Genomic DNA, 14,576 nt, shown 5'->3' with positions numbered 1-14,576 from the left:
TCGCCGCCCAGGCTGCCGGGGGTGCCCTTGGCCGTGGCAGTCTGGCCGATGCAGAGCAGCAAAATCGCCTCGTTGCAGGCGTTGATAAAGCCCTGGTAATCCACGCTGCCGGCGCGGGTGGCCTCCAGCAGCTCCACCAGCATCCCGTCCGGCACGATGATGGCGGAATCGCGTTGGATGGCCGTGAGCGCCTCCAGCAGCCGGCCCTTGTCCACGTCGCTGGAGCCCGAGGGATACTTGCCCAGGGCCGTGGGCGCGGCGTACTTTTCCAAATAGGTAGCCCAGAAGCGCCAGGCGTTGCGCTTGAGCCACACGGGCCAGTACAGATAGTGCGCCAGGCCCAGGCCGTAGGGCGCGTCGTCATGGTCCGCCCCGGCCCGGAAGACCCAGAACTTGCGCTCGGGCATGAGCTCGCCGGGCATGGCGTCGGCCAGGGTCAGCAGCCGCAAGCGGCCTGCGCCGTCGAACCCGAAGCGCCGCCGGTTGCGGACTTTCACATCCTCCAGCCGCACAAACCGCCCGTCCCGCGTCCACAGGCATTCCGCCACGCTGAACCCGTAGTAGACCCCGGCCAGCATGGCCAGGGTGATGCGGTCCCACTGCAACGCCTCCAGGGTCTCTTGCAGAAAGTCCGCGGCGGCCTTGTCCTTGGCCCGCGTGCCGCCGGGCTCAATCTTCCAATCCCGCGCGATGACGCCGTGGGCGCGTTGTGTGATGGCGGTCTTGACGTGATCGTCGCGCAACACCTCCTCATACAGGCGATAGTCCCCGCCGCCGCGCTCCAGGAGCACGCGGTCATCCACCGGGGCCAGCATGAGGGGCGACAGCCAGCCCCGGACACTATCCCGCCCGTCACGGGAGGCGGCTATTTCGTTGCGCTCAGGCGCCATGTGGAACCTCCTGGCAAGGCGAGAGGTGCGAGGGGGAAACCCTTTGAAAAGGGTTCTCCCCCTCGCGCTCCCCCTTCCCAAACTTTTTATATTGTCTCCCCAACCCCTTATGAAAGTCTTTGGAAGGGGGTTCGGGGGAGAACCTTTCTCCAGAAAGGTTTCCCCCGATCATGCCTACCCCCGCCACGCCTGCCCATACTCGCCACTGACGCGCGCCCCAGCGCTTTGGTGCTCCATGGGCGCGGGGGCGCGGGAGCCGGCGGCGTGCAGGGCCAGGGCCAAGGCCCAGAAGCGGTCGGCGTGGCCGTCGGCGGTGCGTTCGGCGGTAAAGCGGATGTTGCCCGCGGCGGTGGCCTGCTTGGTCACGGAACGCAGGTCCGCGCGGATGTGGGGATCATGGGGCAGGCGCAACCGCCGATCCTCCATGGCCCCGCGCACGGGAAAGGCCAGGGCTTCCTTGATGTGGGGGGTGAAGGTCACCAGCTCCACGCGGTGCGCGCCAAACTGCGCCTGGGCGTCGTCGCCCCAGCCGATGCCCAGGCCGGTGTAGTCAAAACAGGTCCGGCGCAACATCTTGATCCAGGGCCAGAGGATGGCTTCCTGGGCCGGCTTGGGCATGGCGGCCAGGGTGATCACGGCGCGGGTGTACAGCACATCGCCCAGGCGCTCCAGGATCCACAGGACGGTCAGGTCCCGCTTGCGCCCAATGTCCAGGCCGCCGTACAGCTCGCCCTGCAACTCCAGGGGCGGCGCGGCCAGCTCCCAGTGATCCCGCGGGCCGTATTCGCAACTGGCGATGATGTCGTATTCCAGGAAGGCCGCGTCATCGTCGCCGGGCTGGCACATGTATTCCTGGAGAAAGGATTCTTCATCGGCGCAGCCGGCCTTGACGAAGTCGAAGTAGGCCGCCTCGTCCATGGCCTGCTGTTCGGCGTCGGGCGGCAGGGCCTGCTGGAGCTTGAACAGAAAGCCCTGATTGAGGGCGTCTTCCAGGGTCACCCGGTGCAGACTGATGCCCTTGGGGTTGCCCCGCTCCCGCACCTCCCGGATCAGCTCGTTGAAAAAGTTCTTGCTGCCGCGATGGGTGGAAATGACTTCCAGATTGCCGCCCCAGGTGATGCCGGGGTAGGCGATGGACCACATCATGCGCGGGTCTTTGTGCAGGGCGAATTCATCCAGCACGCGGCCGCCGCGCTTGCCGGCCTGGGCGTCCGGGTTGCTGGACATGCTGTAGATGCACTTGCCCGAGGCGAAGCGCAGCACATAGGCGGACAGGCGCTTGTCCGGGTCTATGACCTGTTCGCCCATGTCCGTGGCCACCTGGTCAAAGACCTTTGCCCACATCTTGCAGTCTTCCAGGAACAGCCGGGCCTGGATTTCGTCGCGGCTGCTAACCCACATGTCATGGGCCGCGCCCGCCCTGGCCGTGCGCTCCACCAGCGGGTACGCCGTGCTCCAGGACAGGCCGATCTGCCGGCCCTTTTCCATGAGCTTGAGGCGGGAGCGGTCTTTGATCCAGCGTTCCTGGTACGGGAGAAACAACGCCGTGGGGTCCGGCGGCAGACACTTGGCCTTGCCAGTGCGCGGGGAAGCGACGGCGGCAGGTGAAGAGGCGGCAGGGGGAACAGGCGCGCGGCGTTTGGCCATGGCTATTCCGCCATGCGCAGCACGTCGCGGCGGATGGTCCGGATGACGTCGTCGGACACGCCGGCACGCTTGGCCGAGGCCTCCATGCGCTCGCTGGCCGCCTTGGCTTCGGCCCTGGCCCCTTCCTCCCGCGCCCGGACAATGGCGTCCTGGTCCGCCTTGCGGGCCTTGGCCAGATGGTCCAGCGCTTTGGCCAGGTCATGGGCCTGCCGGGCGTCCAGCTGCAGGCCGCCGCCCCCTTCGCCCCCGCCGTCCGGATCATCGGGATCCCCGATCTGCATGAGCATGTCCGAGACAATGGCATGCATCATCTCGATGTTGGCCCGCGCGCTCTTGTGCTCGTCTTCCTGGCCAAAGTTGCGCACCAGGGCGTCGGCAATGTCCCGGCTGCGGCGCACCTTCTCCATGATGCGGTCAAAATTCTGCTTGTAGCGGCCCAAGGCGCTGCGGCTGACGGCCTCCACGCCCATCCCGCGCAAATGGGCCACAACGGCGTCCAGGGTCTGGCCGGACTCCAGCAGCCGATGCACTTCGTCCCGGATTTCGGGCGGCAGGCGCTTCACGGTGGATACTCCAGGCATGGTATCTCCTACCGCAAGCCAGACCGCGGGCCGGGTCGCTTGACGCCAGGCACCACCGCCCGGCCTTCGGCCACGTCCAGGCCACGATCCGTGAGGGTGGCCACGCGCACGGGACCAACGGCCTCCACCGTCACCAGCCCCTGTTCCGCCAGCCAGGCGGCGTCCGTCTCCACCTGGTCACGGCTGACGCTGTGGGCATAGTTGTCCAGGGCGGTGTGCAGCACGGCGGTGTTCAGGTGCCAGCCCTGGGCCTCGGACAAAAAGCGCAGGATCACCAGCCGGCGATCTTCCGTTAACGTCTTGGCAAAGCTCACTTGGCTCACTTGTCGCCTCGCAGATGATGTTCCATGAGCAGGTGCACGGGGTGTTCAATGCGCTTCAGCACTTCGCCCTGGCCTTCCAGCTTGGCCAGCACCACCTTGTGCCCGCCGCGCATTTCCTCAATGGCCACCTGCAGTTGCTGCCACTGCTCGGCCGTGGGCATGCGGTCCAGGTGTTGTTCCACGGCCACCAGGCGCTGGGCCAGGCTGCTGCAGCTCAGGCTGTGATCGTCCTTGCGCACAAACTCCTTGCGCAGGCTCCACATGGCCCAGCCAAAAAGCGCTTGCACCAGCAGGAGCGCCCAGGGCATGAATTTGGCAAGCACCGCGTCCCAGCTCATGGCCGCTCCGATTCGTAAAGGTCCTGGCAATCCCGGCAGCGACGGCAACCGGGCATGGCCCGTAGCCGCGCCACGGGGATGGGCTCGCCGCAGTCGATGCAGCCGGGGCAGTCCAACGTGCCGGGGGCGCCAGACAATTCGGCGGCACGCCTCGCCCCGCCTGCCTTGGCCAGGGCTGCCTCCAGAAAGGCGGCCTCCGCCCGTTGCGCCTGATCCGCTTCATCCATGACTCGCCTACTCGATGGGTTTGGTGGCCATGATCCGGCCGGCAATGGCCGCCAGGCCGCCCAGGGCCGAGGCCACCGCCGTGGCGATCTCCGCCAACTGGGCCTGATCGTCCGGGCCGACAACATAGCCGATCATGCCCGCCGCCCCGGCCAGGATGGCAATCACCCCGCCCCAAAAGGTCCGGGACGCATACAACGGTTTGCTGTTGGTATAGCCGCCCATGGACACGCTCCTTGTGTGGTCAGTTCAGAGGGAAAGAAACCGTTTGAGGGAGGCCACGCGATTGCGCCAGCCCCTGAGGAACTTGCCCTGCGAGGGCCTGCGGGCCACGATCCGCGTGTAGGCATCCAGGCGGACGGCGCACACGTCCAGGGCCAGCGCGCGGGGCTCCCGCCGTGACACCGCGGCCAGGGTCTTGGGGCCAATGACGCCGTCCACGGAGAGGCGGGCCTGGCCGGATGCGCGATTGACCCCTTCCTGCAGCAGGCACGTGGCCCTGCCCGCGCCCATGTTGACCACGATGTCACACAGGACTTCGCGCAGGGGCGTGGGGGTGCTCAGCCACCAGGAGGCCAACAGTTTCTGATAAAAGGCGCTTACCAGGGGCTCAATTTCCGCGCGCGGCGGCTGTTTGGGGGCGTGCCGGTCCACCACGGCCCAGCCCTCCCAGTCCGGATGGTGCTTGCGGGCAATGCCCCAGCAGGTCTGCCCGCCGGTGTCGTCGGGATCGTGATGCACCACGCGCCCCTCGGCACCCATGAGCCAGTCAAAAAAGGCGTCCCATTCCGTCGGCATACAGCCTCCCGCGTCACAAGTGGCCGGCAACACAACAACGCCGGGCTAGCTGTTGGTCTAGTCCGGCGTGGGGGATTCGTCGTGATGGAAGCGCTTCCTGGCGGGATGCGGCGGGGCAGGCGGTGTATGGGGAGGGGTTGACGGGCTGGCCGGCTGCTCCGTCTGTGATCTGGCGGCTTTTGTTCTCCCCCTCTGTTGCTTCTCGCCCTGGCCGACAGGGGGCACCACCCGTAAGCCTCTTCTTGCCTCCAGTCGCCCCATGCGCTATAATTTTGCCCTCCACCAGCAGCGCCGGAGTGAATCTTGCTCCCTGCGATAGCCGCACTGAGGGCCTATGGGCAGTTTTTACGAATTCTTCGCCGGCGGCGGCATGGCCCGGGCCGGACTTGGCCACGGGTGGAGATGCCTGTTCGCCAACGACTTTGACCTAAAGAAAGCCAGAACATACGAGGCCAATTGGGGGCTAGGCGCAATGCGCGCCTGTGATGTGAGATCCTTGTCCCCTTCCGACCTTCCGGGCAGGGCGGACCTCGTCTGGGGCTCGTTTCCCTGTCAGGACCTTTCCCTGGCTGGCGGCGGCGCGGGCTTGCGGGGGGAACGCTCCGGCACCTTTTGGCCGTTTTGGAGCCTGATGCGCGGCATCATTGCGGACGGCCGTGCCCCCAAGTTAATCGTCCTGGAAAATGTGTGCGGGGCGCTTTCCTCCCATGGGGGGAAGGATTTCGCGGCCATTTGTAGCGCCTACATCGAAGCTGGCTACAACGTGGGGGCCATGGTCCTGGACGCCGCGCTGTTCCTCCCGCAATCCCGCAAACGTCTTTTTATCATTGGCGTGCGCGGAGACATTGCCTTGCCGGCGTTCTTGACGACCTGCCAGCCCTCCACGCTTTGGCATTCGCCCGGCCTGATTCGAGCCCATGGGGCGTTGCCCGGCAAAACTCATGCGCGCTGGCTGTGGTGGGCGTTGCCGCAGCCGCCCAAGCGAAAGAGCACATTTGCCGATTTGGTGGAGGAGCATCCGGAAGGCGTATCCTGGCATTCACCTGCGGAGACGGAAAAACTGCTTCGTATGATGAGTGCGCTCAATGTGGCCAAGGTGGAGACTGTCAAACAAATTGGGCGGAAATTGGTGGGCGGCGTGTACAAGCGTACCCGTCGGGATGAATATGGTCGCAAGGTGCAAAGGGCGGAAGTTCGCTTTGACGAGGTGGCGGGCTGCCTCCGCACCCCCGCCGGGGGCTCAAGCCGGCAGACCATTCTGGTGGTTGAAGGTGAGCGCGTCCGTTCGCGTCTGTTGTCTACCCGTGAAACAGCCAGGCTTATGGGGTTGCCCGAGTCGTACCGCCTTCCGCAAAACTACAACGAGGCATACCACCTGACCGGGGACGGCGTGGCGGTTCCCGTCGTGTCATATCTGGCGACGCACCTGTTCAACCCCATCTTGCGGAGGCATGCGTTGGCGGCAGACAAGGCGGCGGCATGAGTATTATTCCTTGCGCCTCGAATGAAGAGCTCAAGCGACGCATAGAGGCGTTCGCCGAAGTGTTGAAAACCGAAGCCCACACCCTGGGCGATCACGGCCTTTCAGAACAAGAATTCTATGCCAGCGGCCTGTTCCGGGGAGCGATTGAGCGCATCAGGGGGCAGTTTTCCGCCACCATGCGGGAAAAACGAGAGTTTGTGCAGCATGTCTTGAATTACATGCAGGACGCGGGATATGTTGCCGAGTGGGAGTCGGCGGGCGATGCCAACCGGCATGACTACTCTGTGCGCATGCCTTCTGGACGGGTTGCGGTTATCGAACTGAAGGGTTGTCTTGATGGGAACAACACCAATATTTTTGAGCGCCCGCCCCATGCCAACGAATTCATTCTTTGGAGCGTGTGCACCAACCCGTCAGCCGACCCCCGCCATAATGCCTGGTCTGGCATCCACACGCGGTTGAGCGCCGACATCATCTCCCGGGCGCAACGGGTCGATGGACTTGTCATCTGGGACATGATGTGCGCCACCATCGGGCGCATTTGTCCCAAAATAGCCCAGAGCAAACACCGGTTGACCACTGTGGGGCCATATCGTTTGCCGCCGCCCTGCATTTATCTCTTCCCATCAACCATCCCAAGCCCCAGGAACAATCCGAGCCCAGCGCCCCAGGCCATTGGACAGGTTGAGCTGCTGCAGGCGTTCCACGGCTGCTTTGGTGGTGTCGACGAAGAATTGAACAGCGTCCAGATCACTGTGGCCCATCAAGGAGCGGAGACGGTCCGAGCCACCAGCGTCACAAGGGGCGGGGCCCTGCAGCGCGAGTCAGGGATGACGGCGATCCGTCGTACATGACCAGGGAAGAGAGTCGAGAGGCGAGAAGCCGCACCATGCGCGCAGTCAAGAGCCGGGACACGACGCCTGAGCTGGCGGTGCGACGGCTCTTGTTTGCCATGGGCTTCCGGTATCGCATCCAACGCAAGGACCTGCCAGGCAAGCCGGATATTGTCTTTCCAAGCCGCAAAAAAGTGGTGTTTGTCCATGGCTGCTTCTGGCATGGACATGAGTGCCCACGCGGCGCGCGCGTCCCGAAGACCAACACGACATATTGGCGAAAAAAGATCGCTGCCAATATCATGCGCGATGCGCAACATATCGCGAGGCTGCGACAGCTGGGCTGGGAAGTCCTTTTGGTGTGGGAGTGCCAAGTGAAAGACACCGCCGCGCTGCAGAATCGTTTGGCAGCATATTTGAATGCCTGATAGCCTAACCCCCCAACCCCGTTCCAGCTTTTTTTAACGCCGGCCGTCGGCAGGGGCCTCGGGCGCAACCGTCTTCGTGTAAGTGAACGGGCCAAGTCGGAAGCGCAGCACCGTGTCTGTCTTGCCGTCTTCGATAGTGCACGGGATCAAACAACAAGGCCCCCCGGAAGCAAGCTCCCGGCGGGCCTAATTTTTTATATCTATGCCGTCTCCATTTCCACGTCAGGCACTGTACCCCTCAACGGCGGCTTTCAGGCGCTCCTCGTGTAGAAAGAGATCATCCAGGCCAGCGATCTGAATTTTTTCTTCGGTCTTGTCGGCAAGAAAGAATCCGACGAACTTTTTCTTCCCGTTGAAATACAGCCGGCAGATGGGCTTGCGGTTGTTGTCATCCAGCAGGATGGCGCAATAGCTCTTCGCATCCCGCATGACTACACGCGCCGGATTGACGTGCTTGTGCAGAATGGCTTTGATTGTAAGATAGGCAGTGCGCTCCTCTTCCGTCGTGATCACTTCGGCCTTGTCTTCTTCAACATCCTCTGCCTGGGGCGACACGTCATGTGAAGCCGCCTCGTCAACCTTGGCAAAGTCAAGACGACTGTTAATTTGGTCATTGATATATTCATTGATGGCCCGGCGGACGATTGTTGAAAACAACTCCCGCACCTTTGCCGTAATGGAGCCATCATATGCGCGCGAGGCAAAATACTTCACGAATCCATCAGAGGGGTTTGCCACTTCCTCCGCGAATACCTTTTTCACTTCACGAACATATTTCAAGCTGCTCGCTGAAGAGAGCGCTCCATCAATGTCCCATTTATCCTTGGTGAGCTTTTGCAGTTCCGGCAAGAATCGCTCGTTGAAGGCGCTGAAATCAACTTCCATGAATGGCTTGGCATCCATGATGTTCGGCTGCTCCAGATCGGTAAAGAACAAATACTTCACACCATTGGTCAAGATGCCGATCTTCGCCGTTGGATGGGTCATGAAATACCGATGCAGCTGGTTGCACTTCCCGGCATCAAGGGCCGCGCCACACATCTTGCATTCGATCATCATGACCGGTTGCCCTTCGCGCAGGATGGCGAAGTCGATCTTCTCATGCTTTTTGGTGCCCACGTCGGCGGTGAACTCTGCGGCGACCTCGGCAGGATTGAAAATATCGTACCCGAGGGATTGGATGAACGGCAACACCAACGAATGCTTGGTCATGGCTTCGTTCATCTGTTGGCCGGCAACCTGCTTGATCCTGGAAGACAAATTGGCAACGGCGGAATGGTCCATGGCGTTACGCTCCTTTGCATTGGCGATACCAGCCAAGCGAATGGATCGCAAGCAGCGTTACCGCCGGGGCAACCCGGCTTTTTTAACGCGGTTCATCGGTGTGCCGCTTGAACATGAACACCTTCCCGCCGGCTTCCATGGCTAGGATACCATCCTGGCCGATGGTGGCCCGCACGGGCTTGCCATCGGCGCGGAGCTGAAAGACCAGGCCGGCGTCTGTCTCGGCCACGTCCCCAATCAGCAGATCCCGGGCGAAGGCGTGCCCGTTGATGAAGCCGTACAGCCGGCCGCTGCCCACGTCGAAGCGGACCACGTCCTTGCAGCCAGGGGATGGGCTCTTCCAGGTGCCGTGCAGCCTCGTGGCGGGGTGTGTCTGCTGTTCTGTCTCCATTCCGATGAAACCCCTGATAAAAAAAGTCTTTGGAAGGGGGCCAGTTCTCGAAGGGCGGGAGAACCTTTCTCCAGAAAGGTTTCCCCCGATTCCGTGCTTCAAAATAGCCGCAACTGCTGCGGCTGGCCGGCGGCGGTGCGTTGTTCGGCGGCCAGGTGCCGGATCCAGCGTTGGGACACGCCCAGGCGCTCGGCAATCTCCCGGTGCGGCAGGCCTTGGGCCAGGAGCTCCAGGATTTGGCCCTTCATGGCCTCGGGCCGGCGCAGGTTGGGCAGGCTGATGTGCCAGCCCCCGGCATAGGCGGCCAGGGCCTCCAGGGACGGCATGCCGAGGATCGGCGCAAAGGGGTGCGTGGGCTTGGGCGCGTGCGGCAGGTAGGTCAGCAGCCCGCCCAGGGCCTGGCACAGGGCCTCGGCCTTGTCCCGGCCCAGGACGTCCTGCAGCTCCGGGTATGACAACCACCGCTCGCTCACGCCTGGACCTCGTCATGAGCATGAGCATGGGCATAGGGTGCCGTGGGCGCGTCCTCGCGGGTTTGCTGCAGGCCCAGGGCCGTGGTGATGGCATGCAACTGGGCGGCGTCGCACCAGATGAGCTTCTCCACGCCATACATGCGTTTGGCCAGCCCGTCGGCATAGGCCGGCACGGGGCGCTTGAGGCTGTAGCACTGCGCCCAGATGCGCTTGCACAGCTTCTCAATGCCTGCCCGCGGGGCGGGGCGCTTCTTCTTGGGCGCCCAACCCAGGCCGGCAAAATGCTTGAGCAGATCCTGCAGCTGCGCCACGGAGAGCCGGGCGGAGCTGGCCACGCCGAAGCGGGCCTGCAGGATGTCCCGGTAGGCTTCGTCGGGCATGTTCAGATCCTTGACGGCGATGTGGATCTTGGCGGACAGGGCCTGCCGGCCACTGGCTTTCCTGGGGGCCTGCTTGGGGGATGGCTTGGGGGCCTGCTTAGCTGTGGTCTGATTCACGTGCGTGGACATGCTCGACCTCCATCTGTTGTGGCACCTGTTGTGGTATCTGTTGGGGCTGCAGGGCGAATAAAAGCTGTTGCGCCTCGGCCAGGGCCTGGGCAAGCCGCCCGGCCAGGGCCTGGGCATCGGCCAAACGGCGGAAGGCATTGGCCAGTTGGGCGTCGGGACGGGCGTCGAGTCGGGCGTCGGGCATCAAAGCCGGCGCAAGGCCATCCAGGGCGGCAGGCATGAGCAACTGCCGGACGAGCTCTTCAATGTGGTAGCACTGCCGCACCCGCGTGCGGCAGCATCGCGACACCGTCGGCTGACTCAAGCCCAGCTGTGCCGCCACCTCCCGCTGCGTGCTGGCGTCGCAGGCCCTGGCCAGGGCCGCAATCCAGTCCGGCAAGGCCTCGCCATAGGTCGCTTGCGCCCTGGCCAGATTCTGCCCGCGCGGCTGGAATCCGCCGCGGGGCGGGGGGCATGCGGCCTGCGCGTCTTGCGGCATGGCGGCCTCCACGATGGGGGGAATGGATGAGGGCGGCGCGGTCGCTGGCAGCTCCCGCTTGAACAGATGCGGCAACAGGTTGTCGGGCATGCGCAGGGCGGGGGCCGTTCCCGCCACACCCGCCGCGCCTACTGTTTCCGCCAGCGTTTCCCAGTCCTGGCATGCCCCGCAGGCGCTGGGACGCAGGGCCTTTTCCTTGGCGTGGATGCCGTCCCAGGCCCCGGCGGCAGGGTCGGTCACGTCAGGCCGGGCGCGGTTGGCGGCGCACTGGGCCGGCGTCAACCGGGCACGCAGGTGCGGACAGAGAAAGGTGTGGGCGGCCAGCCAGGCGGCCCGGGCGGCGGTGTCCATGCTGCTCATGGCTACAACTCCTTCACCACAAGCACTTGCTGGCCCTTAATCAGGCCGGCGGAAGGCGGGAACTGACACAACAAGTTGCAGCCGGGGCAGCACTGCAGGCCGTTAAACACCTGCACGCACCAGACGCCCGGCTGGGCGCACCGTTTGTACCCGGTCGGCTTCACAAACACGGGCACCGGCCCGCCCTTCACCAGCAGCAACATGCAGTCGCTGGGCTGGGGCGGATGCAAGGCGGGGTTGCTTTTGGGCTTTTTGGCCATTTCATGCTCCATTGGGCTGCTCATCAGGCCACTGGCCACCACGCCAGGGCGACGGGAGGAATCCTCCCGTTTCGCAAGGGTTAACTCGGCATCGGCGGATCAAGGCCGGGATCGGTCAGCCACAGGATGAGGTCCAGCACGGCCCCCGCGCCGGGCGTGCCTTCCTCAAATGCCGCGGCCCAGGCGTTTTCCAGCTCGGTCAGCTCTTCAGGGGTGCGGACGATGGGATCAGGCATTGACCGCCCCCTTCAGCGTGCCCGACGGCTTGAAACCCACGGCCTTGTGGGCGGCGATTTCCAGCGCCTCGCCGGTCTTGGGGTTGCGGCCCGTGCGGGCGGCGCGTTCGCGCACTTCCAGCTTGCCGATGCCCGGCAGGGGCACGTCCTCGCCCCTGGCCAGGGCTTCCCCGGCCACTTTGGCCAGGGTGTCCAGCACTTGGCCGATGGCGGCTTTGTTGAGGTCTCCGGTGGACAGGGCGATGGCGTCGATCAGTTCCGCTTTGGTCATGATGGATTGTCCTTTCGGTTGGTTAAAGGGCGCTCATGTCGAGCGCGATGGGTTTGTAGGCGCCGTCGGCGGTGCGTTCGTAGACGCGCAGCAGGGTCTTGGCCCCCACCACGCGCAGGGCGTCGCCGATGGCCTGCATGGCCTGCTGCCAGCGCGGATCCTCGATCTTGATGCGCCGCAGGGCCAGGATGCGCCCGGTGTCCAGCTTGCCCTGGCTGTCCGTGCGGAAGGTGTCCTGGATCAGGAGCTTCAGTTCATCGCGGCTGCCTTCGGCCCACTCTGCCAGGCACTCGTCAATGAGCGCCCGCGCGGCTTCCAGCTCCTCGCCAAGGGCAATGTGCTCGCTGCGCTGCCGGTCCACGCGGTAGCGGCCGTCAAAGGTGTAGAGCTTGACGTTGCCCTTGCGCCCGCCGCGTTTGACGCCGTATTTTTCGTCCAGCAGTTCCAGATAGGTTTCGATGTCCGCCAAAGTCTCCCCGCGGAATTCTTCCATGTCCGCGCGCAGGGCCTTGGCCCGGCCCAGGACGCCTTTCACCAACTCATCAGCCAGCCGGTGTTCGTCCTTGACCATGCCCACGGGCACCATGCGGCCTTTGGCGTCTTCCATGTAGCCCTCGGGGACCGCCACGCCCGGCGTCGCCCCGTAGGCCGTCGCTTCCTCACTCATGCCGTCACCTCCTCTTCCGTTTCCAGGTTCACCGGCGCTTTCTGTTCGCCCAGGGCCTTGGCCAGCCGGATTACCTCTTCCACAATGCCGTCGATTTCCCGATGCACGGCGGCATCCCGCGTCCAGTCCTTCAACCGGCTGACGCGGAAGCCCAGCCGGATCAGCTCACGCGCGGGGGGCATGGGCCACTCCAGGCACCACCACCAACAGCGGTTTCCGTTCCAGGGCCTCGGCCTGATCCGCCGCAGCCTGCAGGTTCTGCCGCACCACCCGGAGCAGGGCCGCATGCTCATCGTTGACAGCGTGCATCATTGTTCCCAGGGCCACAGCGCAATTTCTGATTTGTTCACTTGCAGTCGCCATTGTTGTCTCTCCGTTAGGCAGCAGGGTTTTTGTTCAGTTGTAACGGGTTGTGCGGGCAGCGTTGGCAGGCCCGCCACCAGCGCAGCGCGCCGGGGCTGCCCGTGGGCATGGCGCCGGCGCGTTGGCCGCATTCCTGCGGGCTCACCGGCACCCCCGCATGCGGGCACTGCACGCGGGTGAAGGTTTCCAGTACCTTGGCGGCCATGCGCGCCGGGTCCGCCGTGTACTTGCCATTGACCAACAGGCTTACCGCCGTGCGGCTCACGCCCATGGCCGCGGCCACGGCCTGGCAGCTGCTGGCGGCCACTTCGCGCTTGAGGATGGCCAGCCAGTCTAGTTCTGGGGCAGCGGCCATACGTCCCCCGTGTTGGGATCGGTCACGGTGCGGGCCTGGCTGTTGTAGGCCGGGGCCTCGGGGCCGGTGTTGCGGTCGGCGGGCAGGAGCCATCCGGAGCGCATGGGCACCAGATAGCCCGCGGCCTCCAAGGCCTTGCAATATCGCCGCAGCTGGCGTTCCGCGTCCTTCTCCGTGCCGTCAGCCACCAGCATCAGCAGGTCATCCAGGCTGCACTTGCCCTTGAGGCGCAGGGCGCGCCAGGCCTTGGCCCGCAGGGTCTGGGCATGCCGGCTTTTGGCTTGGCCAGGCCGCGGCCCGCTCGTGACCTCCNCAGGGAGGTCACGAGGCCCCGCTTCTGCAACGTCCGCAGGGCATGCCGCACGCTGTCGGCAGAGTTGCCCAACGCATCCGCCAGTTCCTGCGTGCCCTGACAATGGCCCGCAGCGGCCAGGCGCGTCAGGACACGCTGACTGACGGTGGAACCCTTGGAGCGGGCCGCGCTCATGCCGCCGCCCCAGCCCCTGCGTGCACGGTCCGGGGCCTGCGCATCTGCCAGTCATACGAGAGGGCCACGCCGCGGAAATGCTCCACGTCCGCCTTGTCCAGGCCGGATTCCCTGGCCACCCGCTCCACCGTGGCGATGATGTTCAGCACCTCGCGCATGCGCCCGCCGCTCAGGCGGTGCACTTCGGCGCACAAGGCTTCTGTCATGGGCACTTCGGACAGCAACCCGCAGGCATAGGCCACGTCGGCCAGGGTGGCCGGCTGGAACTCCACGGCCTGGGCAATGCGGGAATGAATCTGCCCATGCCGCGCCACCATCTTCTGGATTTTCTCCATGCCGATGAGCACCACGGTGATTTCAGCATAGTCGGAGATGTCCCTGATCTTCTCCAGCACCTGGGCCTGACGGGCCAGGGTGAATTCGGCCTCGTCGATGACCAAGGGCTGCTGGGAGCGGGCCAGATGATCCAGCAGGCGGCCAAAGAGCTGCTGACTGCTGCCGCTGGTGTCCACGGTGCGCAGGGTGGCAGCCAGGTCTTTCAGGAAATAGCGCGGCGTCCAATCCACCTTGGCCCGCAGGAAGATTGCGCCCGTGTCCACGGCCCAGCGGTCCGCCGTGTGGCTTTTGCCCAGGCCGGGCAGGCCATGCAGCAGCAACAGCCCGGCTTCGGCCGCCCCGCGTTGCTCCACCGCGCGCACCGCCGCCACAAAGCGGCTGTAATTCTCTGTTTTGACAAACTGTTTTTTCATGGCTCCTTCCCTTGTGGGCGGGGGTGCGAGGGGGAGAACCCTTTGAAAAGGGTTCTCCCCCTCGCGCTCCCCCTTCCCAAACTTTGTATGGTTTTTCTCCAACCCCTTGCTAAAAGTCTTTGGGGAGGGGGTTTGGGGGAACCCCTT

The 14,576-nt window shown here is 64.5% G+C and carries 26 protein-coding genes and 1 other RNA gene; 3 read left to right on the top strand and 24 right to left on the bottom strand.

Annotated features, from left to right (window positions below):
• The 8 genes from DGI_RS04495 to DGI_RS04460 form a co-directional block, all read right to left on the bottom strand.
• Positions 1-890: phage portal protein family protein (locus DGI_RS04495; RefSeq protein ID WP_193787667.1), on the bottom strand; the 890-nt coding region annotated here is incomplete at its 3' end.
• 174 nt (positions 891-1,064) lie between these two features.
• Complete coding sequence (locus DGI_RS04490) at positions 1,065-2,537, bottom strand: phage terminase large subunit family protein (protein WP_021759531.1); 1,473 nt, start codon at positions 2,535-2,537, stop codon at positions 1,065-1,067.
• A 2-nt stretch (positions 2,538-2,539) separates the two neighbouring features.
• The gene (locus DGI_RS16895) at positions 2,540-3,118 is read right to left on the bottom strand and encodes a DUF3486 family protein (protein ID WP_021759530.1); all 579 of its coding nucleotides are present in this window, start codon (positions 3,116-3,118) and stop codon (positions 2,540-2,542) included.
• 8 nt (positions 3,119-3,126) lie between these two features.
• Positions 3,127-3,432: a VpaChn25_0724 family phage protein gene (locus tag DGI_RS04480; RefSeq protein ID WP_041725535.1), complete on the bottom strand. Its 306-nt coding sequence runs from the start codon at positions 3,430-3,432 to the stop codon at positions 3,127-3,129.
• 5 nt (positions 3,433-3,437) lie between these two features.
• Positions 3,438-3,779, bottom strand: a complete 342-nt coding sequence (locus DGI_RS04475; RefSeq protein ID WP_021759528.1) for a DUF2730 family protein — start codon at positions 3,777-3,779, stop codon at positions 3,438-3,440.
• Positions 3,776-4,006, bottom strand: coding sequence for a TraR/DksA C4-type zinc finger protein (locus DGI_RS04470; protein ID WP_021759527.1), 231 nt, complete (start codon positions 4,004-4,006; stop codon positions 3,776-3,778). The genes DGI_RS04475 and DGI_RS04470 overlap by 4 nt, the downstream gene beginning before the upstream one ends.
• Positions 4,007-4,013: 7 nt before the next feature.
• Positions 4,014-4,229, bottom strand: a complete 216-nt coding sequence (locus DGI_RS04465; protein WP_021759526.1) for a hypothetical protein — start codon at positions 4,227-4,229, stop codon at positions 4,014-4,016.
• A gap of 24 nt (positions 4,230-4,253) precedes the next feature.
• Positions 4,254-4,802 carry a glycoside hydrolase family 108 protein gene (locus DGI_RS04460; RefSeq protein ID WP_021759525.1) on the bottom strand — a complete coding sequence of 183 codons (549 nt, stop codon included), beginning with the start codon at positions 4,800-4,802 and terminating at the stop codon, positions 4,254-4,256.
• A gap of 334 nt (positions 4,803-5,136) precedes the next feature.
• Here DGI_RS04460 and DGI_RS04455 point away from each other — a divergent pair, with 334 nt between their 5' ends.
• The 3 genes from DGI_RS04455 to DGI_RS04445 are packed head-to-tail and all read left to right on the top strand — an operon-like array spanning position 5,137 to position 7,546.
• Positions 5,137-6,285, top strand: a complete 1,149-nt coding sequence (locus DGI_RS04455; protein ID WP_021759524.1) for a DNA cytosine methyltransferase — start codon at positions 5,137-5,139, stop codon at positions 6,283-6,285.
• Complete coding sequence (locus DGI_RS04450) at positions 6,282-7,139, top strand: hypothetical protein (RefSeq protein WP_021759523.1); 858 nt, start codon at positions 6,282-6,284, stop codon at positions 7,137-7,139. Before DGI_RS04455 ends, DGI_RS04450 begins: the two co-directional genes overlap by 4 nt.
• Positions 7,136-7,546, top strand: a complete 411-nt coding sequence (locus tag DGI_RS04445) for a very short patch repair endonuclease (protein ID WP_021759522.1) — start codon at positions 7,136-7,138, stop codon at positions 7,544-7,546. The genes DGI_RS04450 and DGI_RS04445 overlap by 4 nt, the downstream gene beginning before the upstream one ends.
• 222 nt (positions 7,547-7,768) lie before the next feature.
• Here DGI_RS04445 and DGI_RS04440 read toward each other — a convergent pair whose 3' ends face one another.
• The 16 genes from DGI_RS04440 to DGI_RS04385 form a co-directional block, all read right to left on the bottom strand.
• Positions 7,769-8,830 carry a type I restriction endonuclease gene (locus DGI_RS04440; protein ID WP_021759521.1) on the bottom strand — a complete coding sequence of 354 codons (1,062 nt, stop codon included), beginning with the start codon at positions 8,828-8,830 and terminating at the stop codon, positions 7,769-7,771.
• 82 nt (positions 8,831-8,912) lie between these two features.
• The gene (locus DGI_RS04435) at positions 8,913-9,221 is read right to left on the bottom strand and encodes a hypothetical protein (RefSeq protein ID WP_041725534.1); all 309 of its coding nucleotides are present in this window, start codon (positions 9,219-9,221) and stop codon (positions 8,913-8,915) included.
• Between the two features lie 98 nt (positions 9,222-9,319).
• Positions 9,320-9,694 carry a helix-turn-helix domain-containing protein gene (locus tag DGI_RS04430; protein ID WP_021759519.1) on the bottom strand — a complete coding sequence of 125 codons (375 nt, stop codon included), beginning with the start codon at positions 9,692-9,694 and terminating at the stop codon, positions 9,320-9,322.
• Positions 9,691-10,203 (bottom strand): regulatory protein GemA, encoded by a 513-nt coding sequence (locus tag DGI_RS04425; RefSeq protein WP_051349728.1) that lies wholly within the window; start codon positions 10,201-10,203, stop codon positions 9,691-9,693. Before DGI_RS04425 ends, DGI_RS04430 begins: the two co-directional genes overlap by 4 nt.
• On the bottom strand, positions 10,172-11,041 hold the full coding sequence (locus tag DGI_RS18695) for a hypothetical protein (protein ID WP_034608269.1): 870 nt from the start codon (positions 11,039-11,041) through the stop codon (positions 10,172-10,174). Before DGI_RS18695 ends, DGI_RS04425 begins: the two co-directional genes overlap by 32 nt.
• A 2-nt stretch (positions 11,042-11,043) precedes the next feature.
• Positions 11,044-11,301: a hypothetical protein gene (locus DGI_RS04415; protein WP_021759516.1), complete on the bottom strand. Its 258-nt coding sequence runs from the start codon at positions 11,299-11,301 to the stop codon at positions 11,044-11,046.
• Between the two features lie 10 nt (positions 11,302-11,311).
• Positions 11,312-11,378, bottom strand: an RNA gene (locus tag DGI_RS17815) — hammerhead ribozyme type II.
• A 3-nt stretch (positions 11,379-11,381) separates the two neighbouring features.
• Entirely contained in the window at positions 11,382-11,537 is a 156-nt protein-coding gene (locus DGI_RS18690) for a hypothetical protein (RefSeq protein ID WP_021759515.1), read from the bottom strand.
• Positions 11,530-11,808, bottom strand: a complete 279-nt coding sequence (locus tag DGI_RS04410; RefSeq protein ID WP_021759514.1) for an HU family DNA-binding protein — start codon at positions 11,806-11,808, stop codon at positions 11,530-11,532. Before DGI_RS04410 ends, DGI_RS18690 begins: the two co-directional genes overlap by 8 nt.
• A gap of 22 nt (positions 11,809-11,830) precedes the next feature.
• Positions 11,831-12,475, bottom strand: coding sequence for a DUF3164 family protein (locus tag DGI_RS04405; protein ID WP_021759513.1), 645 nt, complete (start codon positions 12,473-12,475; stop codon positions 11,831-11,833).
• Positions 12,472-12,657, bottom strand: a complete 186-nt coding sequence (locus DGI_RS04400; protein WP_021759512.1) for a hypothetical protein — start codon at positions 12,655-12,657, stop codon at positions 12,472-12,474. The genes DGI_RS04405 and DGI_RS04400 overlap by 4 nt, the downstream gene beginning before the upstream one ends.
• Positions 12,641-12,787 (bottom strand): hypothetical protein, encoded by a 147-nt coding sequence (locus tag DGI_RS18685; protein ID WP_158407286.1) that lies wholly within the window; start codon positions 12,785-12,787, stop codon positions 12,641-12,643. Before DGI_RS18685 ends, DGI_RS04400 begins: the two co-directional genes overlap by 17 nt.
• A 64-nt stretch (positions 12,788-12,851) precedes the next feature.
• A complete protein-coding gene (locus tag DGI_RS04395; RefSeq protein WP_021759510.1) occupies positions 12,852-13,193 on the bottom strand; it encodes a helix-turn-helix domain-containing protein in 342 nt (113 codons plus the stop codon).
• Complete coding sequence (locus tag DGI_RS18285; protein ID WP_051349727.1) at positions 13,172-13,387, bottom strand: hypothetical protein; 216 nt, start codon at positions 13,385-13,387, stop codon at positions 13,172-13,174. The genes DGI_RS04395 and DGI_RS18285 overlap by 22 nt, the downstream gene beginning before the upstream one ends.
• A complete protein-coding gene (locus DGI_RS19565) occupies positions 13,387-13,680 on the bottom strand; it encodes a FaeA/PapI family transcriptional regulator (protein ID WP_144284111.1) in 294 nt (97 codons plus the stop codon). The genes DGI_RS18285 and DGI_RS19565 overlap by 1 nt, the downstream gene beginning before the upstream one ends.
• Entirely contained in the window at positions 13,677-14,429 is a 753-nt protein-coding gene (locus tag DGI_RS04385) for an AAA family ATPase (RefSeq protein ID WP_021759509.1), read from the bottom strand. The genes DGI_RS19565 and DGI_RS04385 overlap by 4 nt, the downstream gene beginning before the upstream one ends.
• Between the last annotated feature and the right edge of the window lie 147 nt (positions 14,430-14,576).

It is taken from the genome of Megalodesulfovibrio gigas DSM 1382 = ATCC 19364, assembly GCF_000468495.1.
Lineage (GTDB): Bacteria > Desulfobacterota > Desulfovibrionia > Desulfovibrionales > Desulfovibrionaceae > Megalodesulfovibrio > Megalodesulfovibrio gigas.
The sequence above is the reverse complement of the archived record's forward strand: the minus strand, read 5'-3'. Positions and strand labels throughout refer to the sequence as shown.

Excerpts from the sequence above, each read along its gene's own strand:
- DGI_RS04490 (WP_021759531.1), bottom strand. The coding sequence starts at position 2,537 with ATGGCCAAACGCCGCGCGCCTGTTCCCCCTGCCGCCTCTTCACCTGCC.
- DGI_RS16895 (WP_021759530.1), bottom strand. The coding sequence starts at position 3,118 with ATGCCTGGAGTATCCACCGTGAAGCGCCTGCCGCCCGAAATCCGGGAC.
- DGI_RS04475 (WP_021759528.1), bottom strand. The coding sequence starts at position 3,779 with ATGAGCTGGGACGCGGTGCTTGCCAAATTCATGCCCTGGGCGCTCCTG.
- DGI_RS04470 (WP_021759527.1), bottom strand. The coding sequence starts at position 4,006 with ATGGATGAAGCGGATCAGGCGCAACGGGCGGAGGCCGCCTTTCTGGAG.
- DGI_RS04465 (WP_021759526.1), bottom strand. The coding sequence starts at position 4,229 with ATGGGCGGCTATACCAACAGCAAACCGTTGTATGCGTCCCGGACCTTT.
- DGI_RS04460 (WP_021759525.1), bottom strand. The coding sequence starts at position 4,802 with ATGCCGACGGAATGGGACGCCTTTTTTGACTGGCTCATGGGTGCCGAG.
- DGI_RS04455 (WP_021759524.1), top strand. The coding sequence starts at position 5,137 with ATGGGCAGTTTTTACGAATTCTTCGCCGGCGGCGGCATGGCCCGGGCC.
- DGI_RS04450 (WP_021759523.1), top strand. The coding sequence starts at position 6,282 with ATGAGTATTATTCCTTGCGCCTCGAATGAAGAGCTCAAGCGACGCATA.
- DGI_RS04445 (WP_021759522.1), top strand. The coding sequence starts at position 7,136 with ATGACCAGGGAAGAGAGTCGAGAGGCGAGAAGCCGCACCATGCGCGCA.
- DGI_RS04440 (WP_021759521.1), bottom strand. The coding sequence starts at position 8,830 with ATGGACCATTCCGCCGTTGCCAATTTGTCTTCCAGGATCAAGCAGGTT.
- DGI_RS04435 (WP_041725534.1), bottom strand. The coding sequence starts at position 9,221 with ATGGAGACAGAACAGCAGACACACCCCGCCACGAGGCTGCACGGCACC.
- DGI_RS04425 (WP_051349728.1), bottom strand. The coding sequence starts at position 10,203 with ATGTCCACGCACGTGAATCAGACCACAGCTAAGCAGGCCCCCAAGCCA.
- DGI_RS18695 (WP_034608269.1), bottom strand. The coding sequence starts at position 11,041 with ATGAGCAGCATGGACACCGCCGCCCGGGCCGCCTGGCTGGCCGCCCAC.
- DGI_RS04415 (WP_021759516.1), bottom strand. The coding sequence starts at position 11,301 with ATGGCCAAAAAGCCCAAAAGCAACCCCGCCTTGCATCCGCCCCAGCCC.
- DGI_RS18690 (WP_021759515.1), bottom strand. The coding sequence starts at position 11,537 with ATGCCTGATCCCATCGTCCGCACCCCTGAAGAGCTGACCGAGCTGGAA.
- DGI_RS04410 (WP_021759514.1), bottom strand. The coding sequence starts at position 11,808 with ATGACCAAAGCGGAACTGATCGACGCCATCGCCCTGTCCACCGGAGAC.
- DGI_RS04405 (WP_021759513.1), bottom strand. The coding sequence starts at position 12,475 with ATGAGTGAGGAAGCGACGGCCTACGGGGCGACGCCGGGCGTGGCGGTC.
- DGI_RS04400 (WP_021759512.1), bottom strand. The coding sequence starts at position 12,657 with ATGCCCCCCGCGCGTGAGCTGATCCGGCTGGGCTTCCGCGTCAGCCGG.
- DGI_RS18685 (WP_158407286.1), bottom strand. The coding sequence starts at position 12,787 with ATGATGCACGCTGTCAACGATGAGCATGCGGCCCTGCTCCGGGTGGTG.
- DGI_RS04395 (WP_021759510.1), bottom strand. The coding sequence starts at position 13,193 with ATGGCCGCTGCCCCAGAACTAGACTGGCTGGCCATCCTCAAGCGCGAA.
- DGI_RS18285 (WP_051349727.1), bottom strand. The coding sequence starts at position 13,387 with ATGCTGGTGGCTGACGGCACGGAGAAGGACGCGGAACGCCAGCTGCGG.
- DGI_RS04385 (WP_021759509.1), bottom strand. The coding sequence starts at position 14,429 with ATGAAAAAACAGTTTGTCAAAACAGAGAATTACAGCCGCTTTGTGGCG.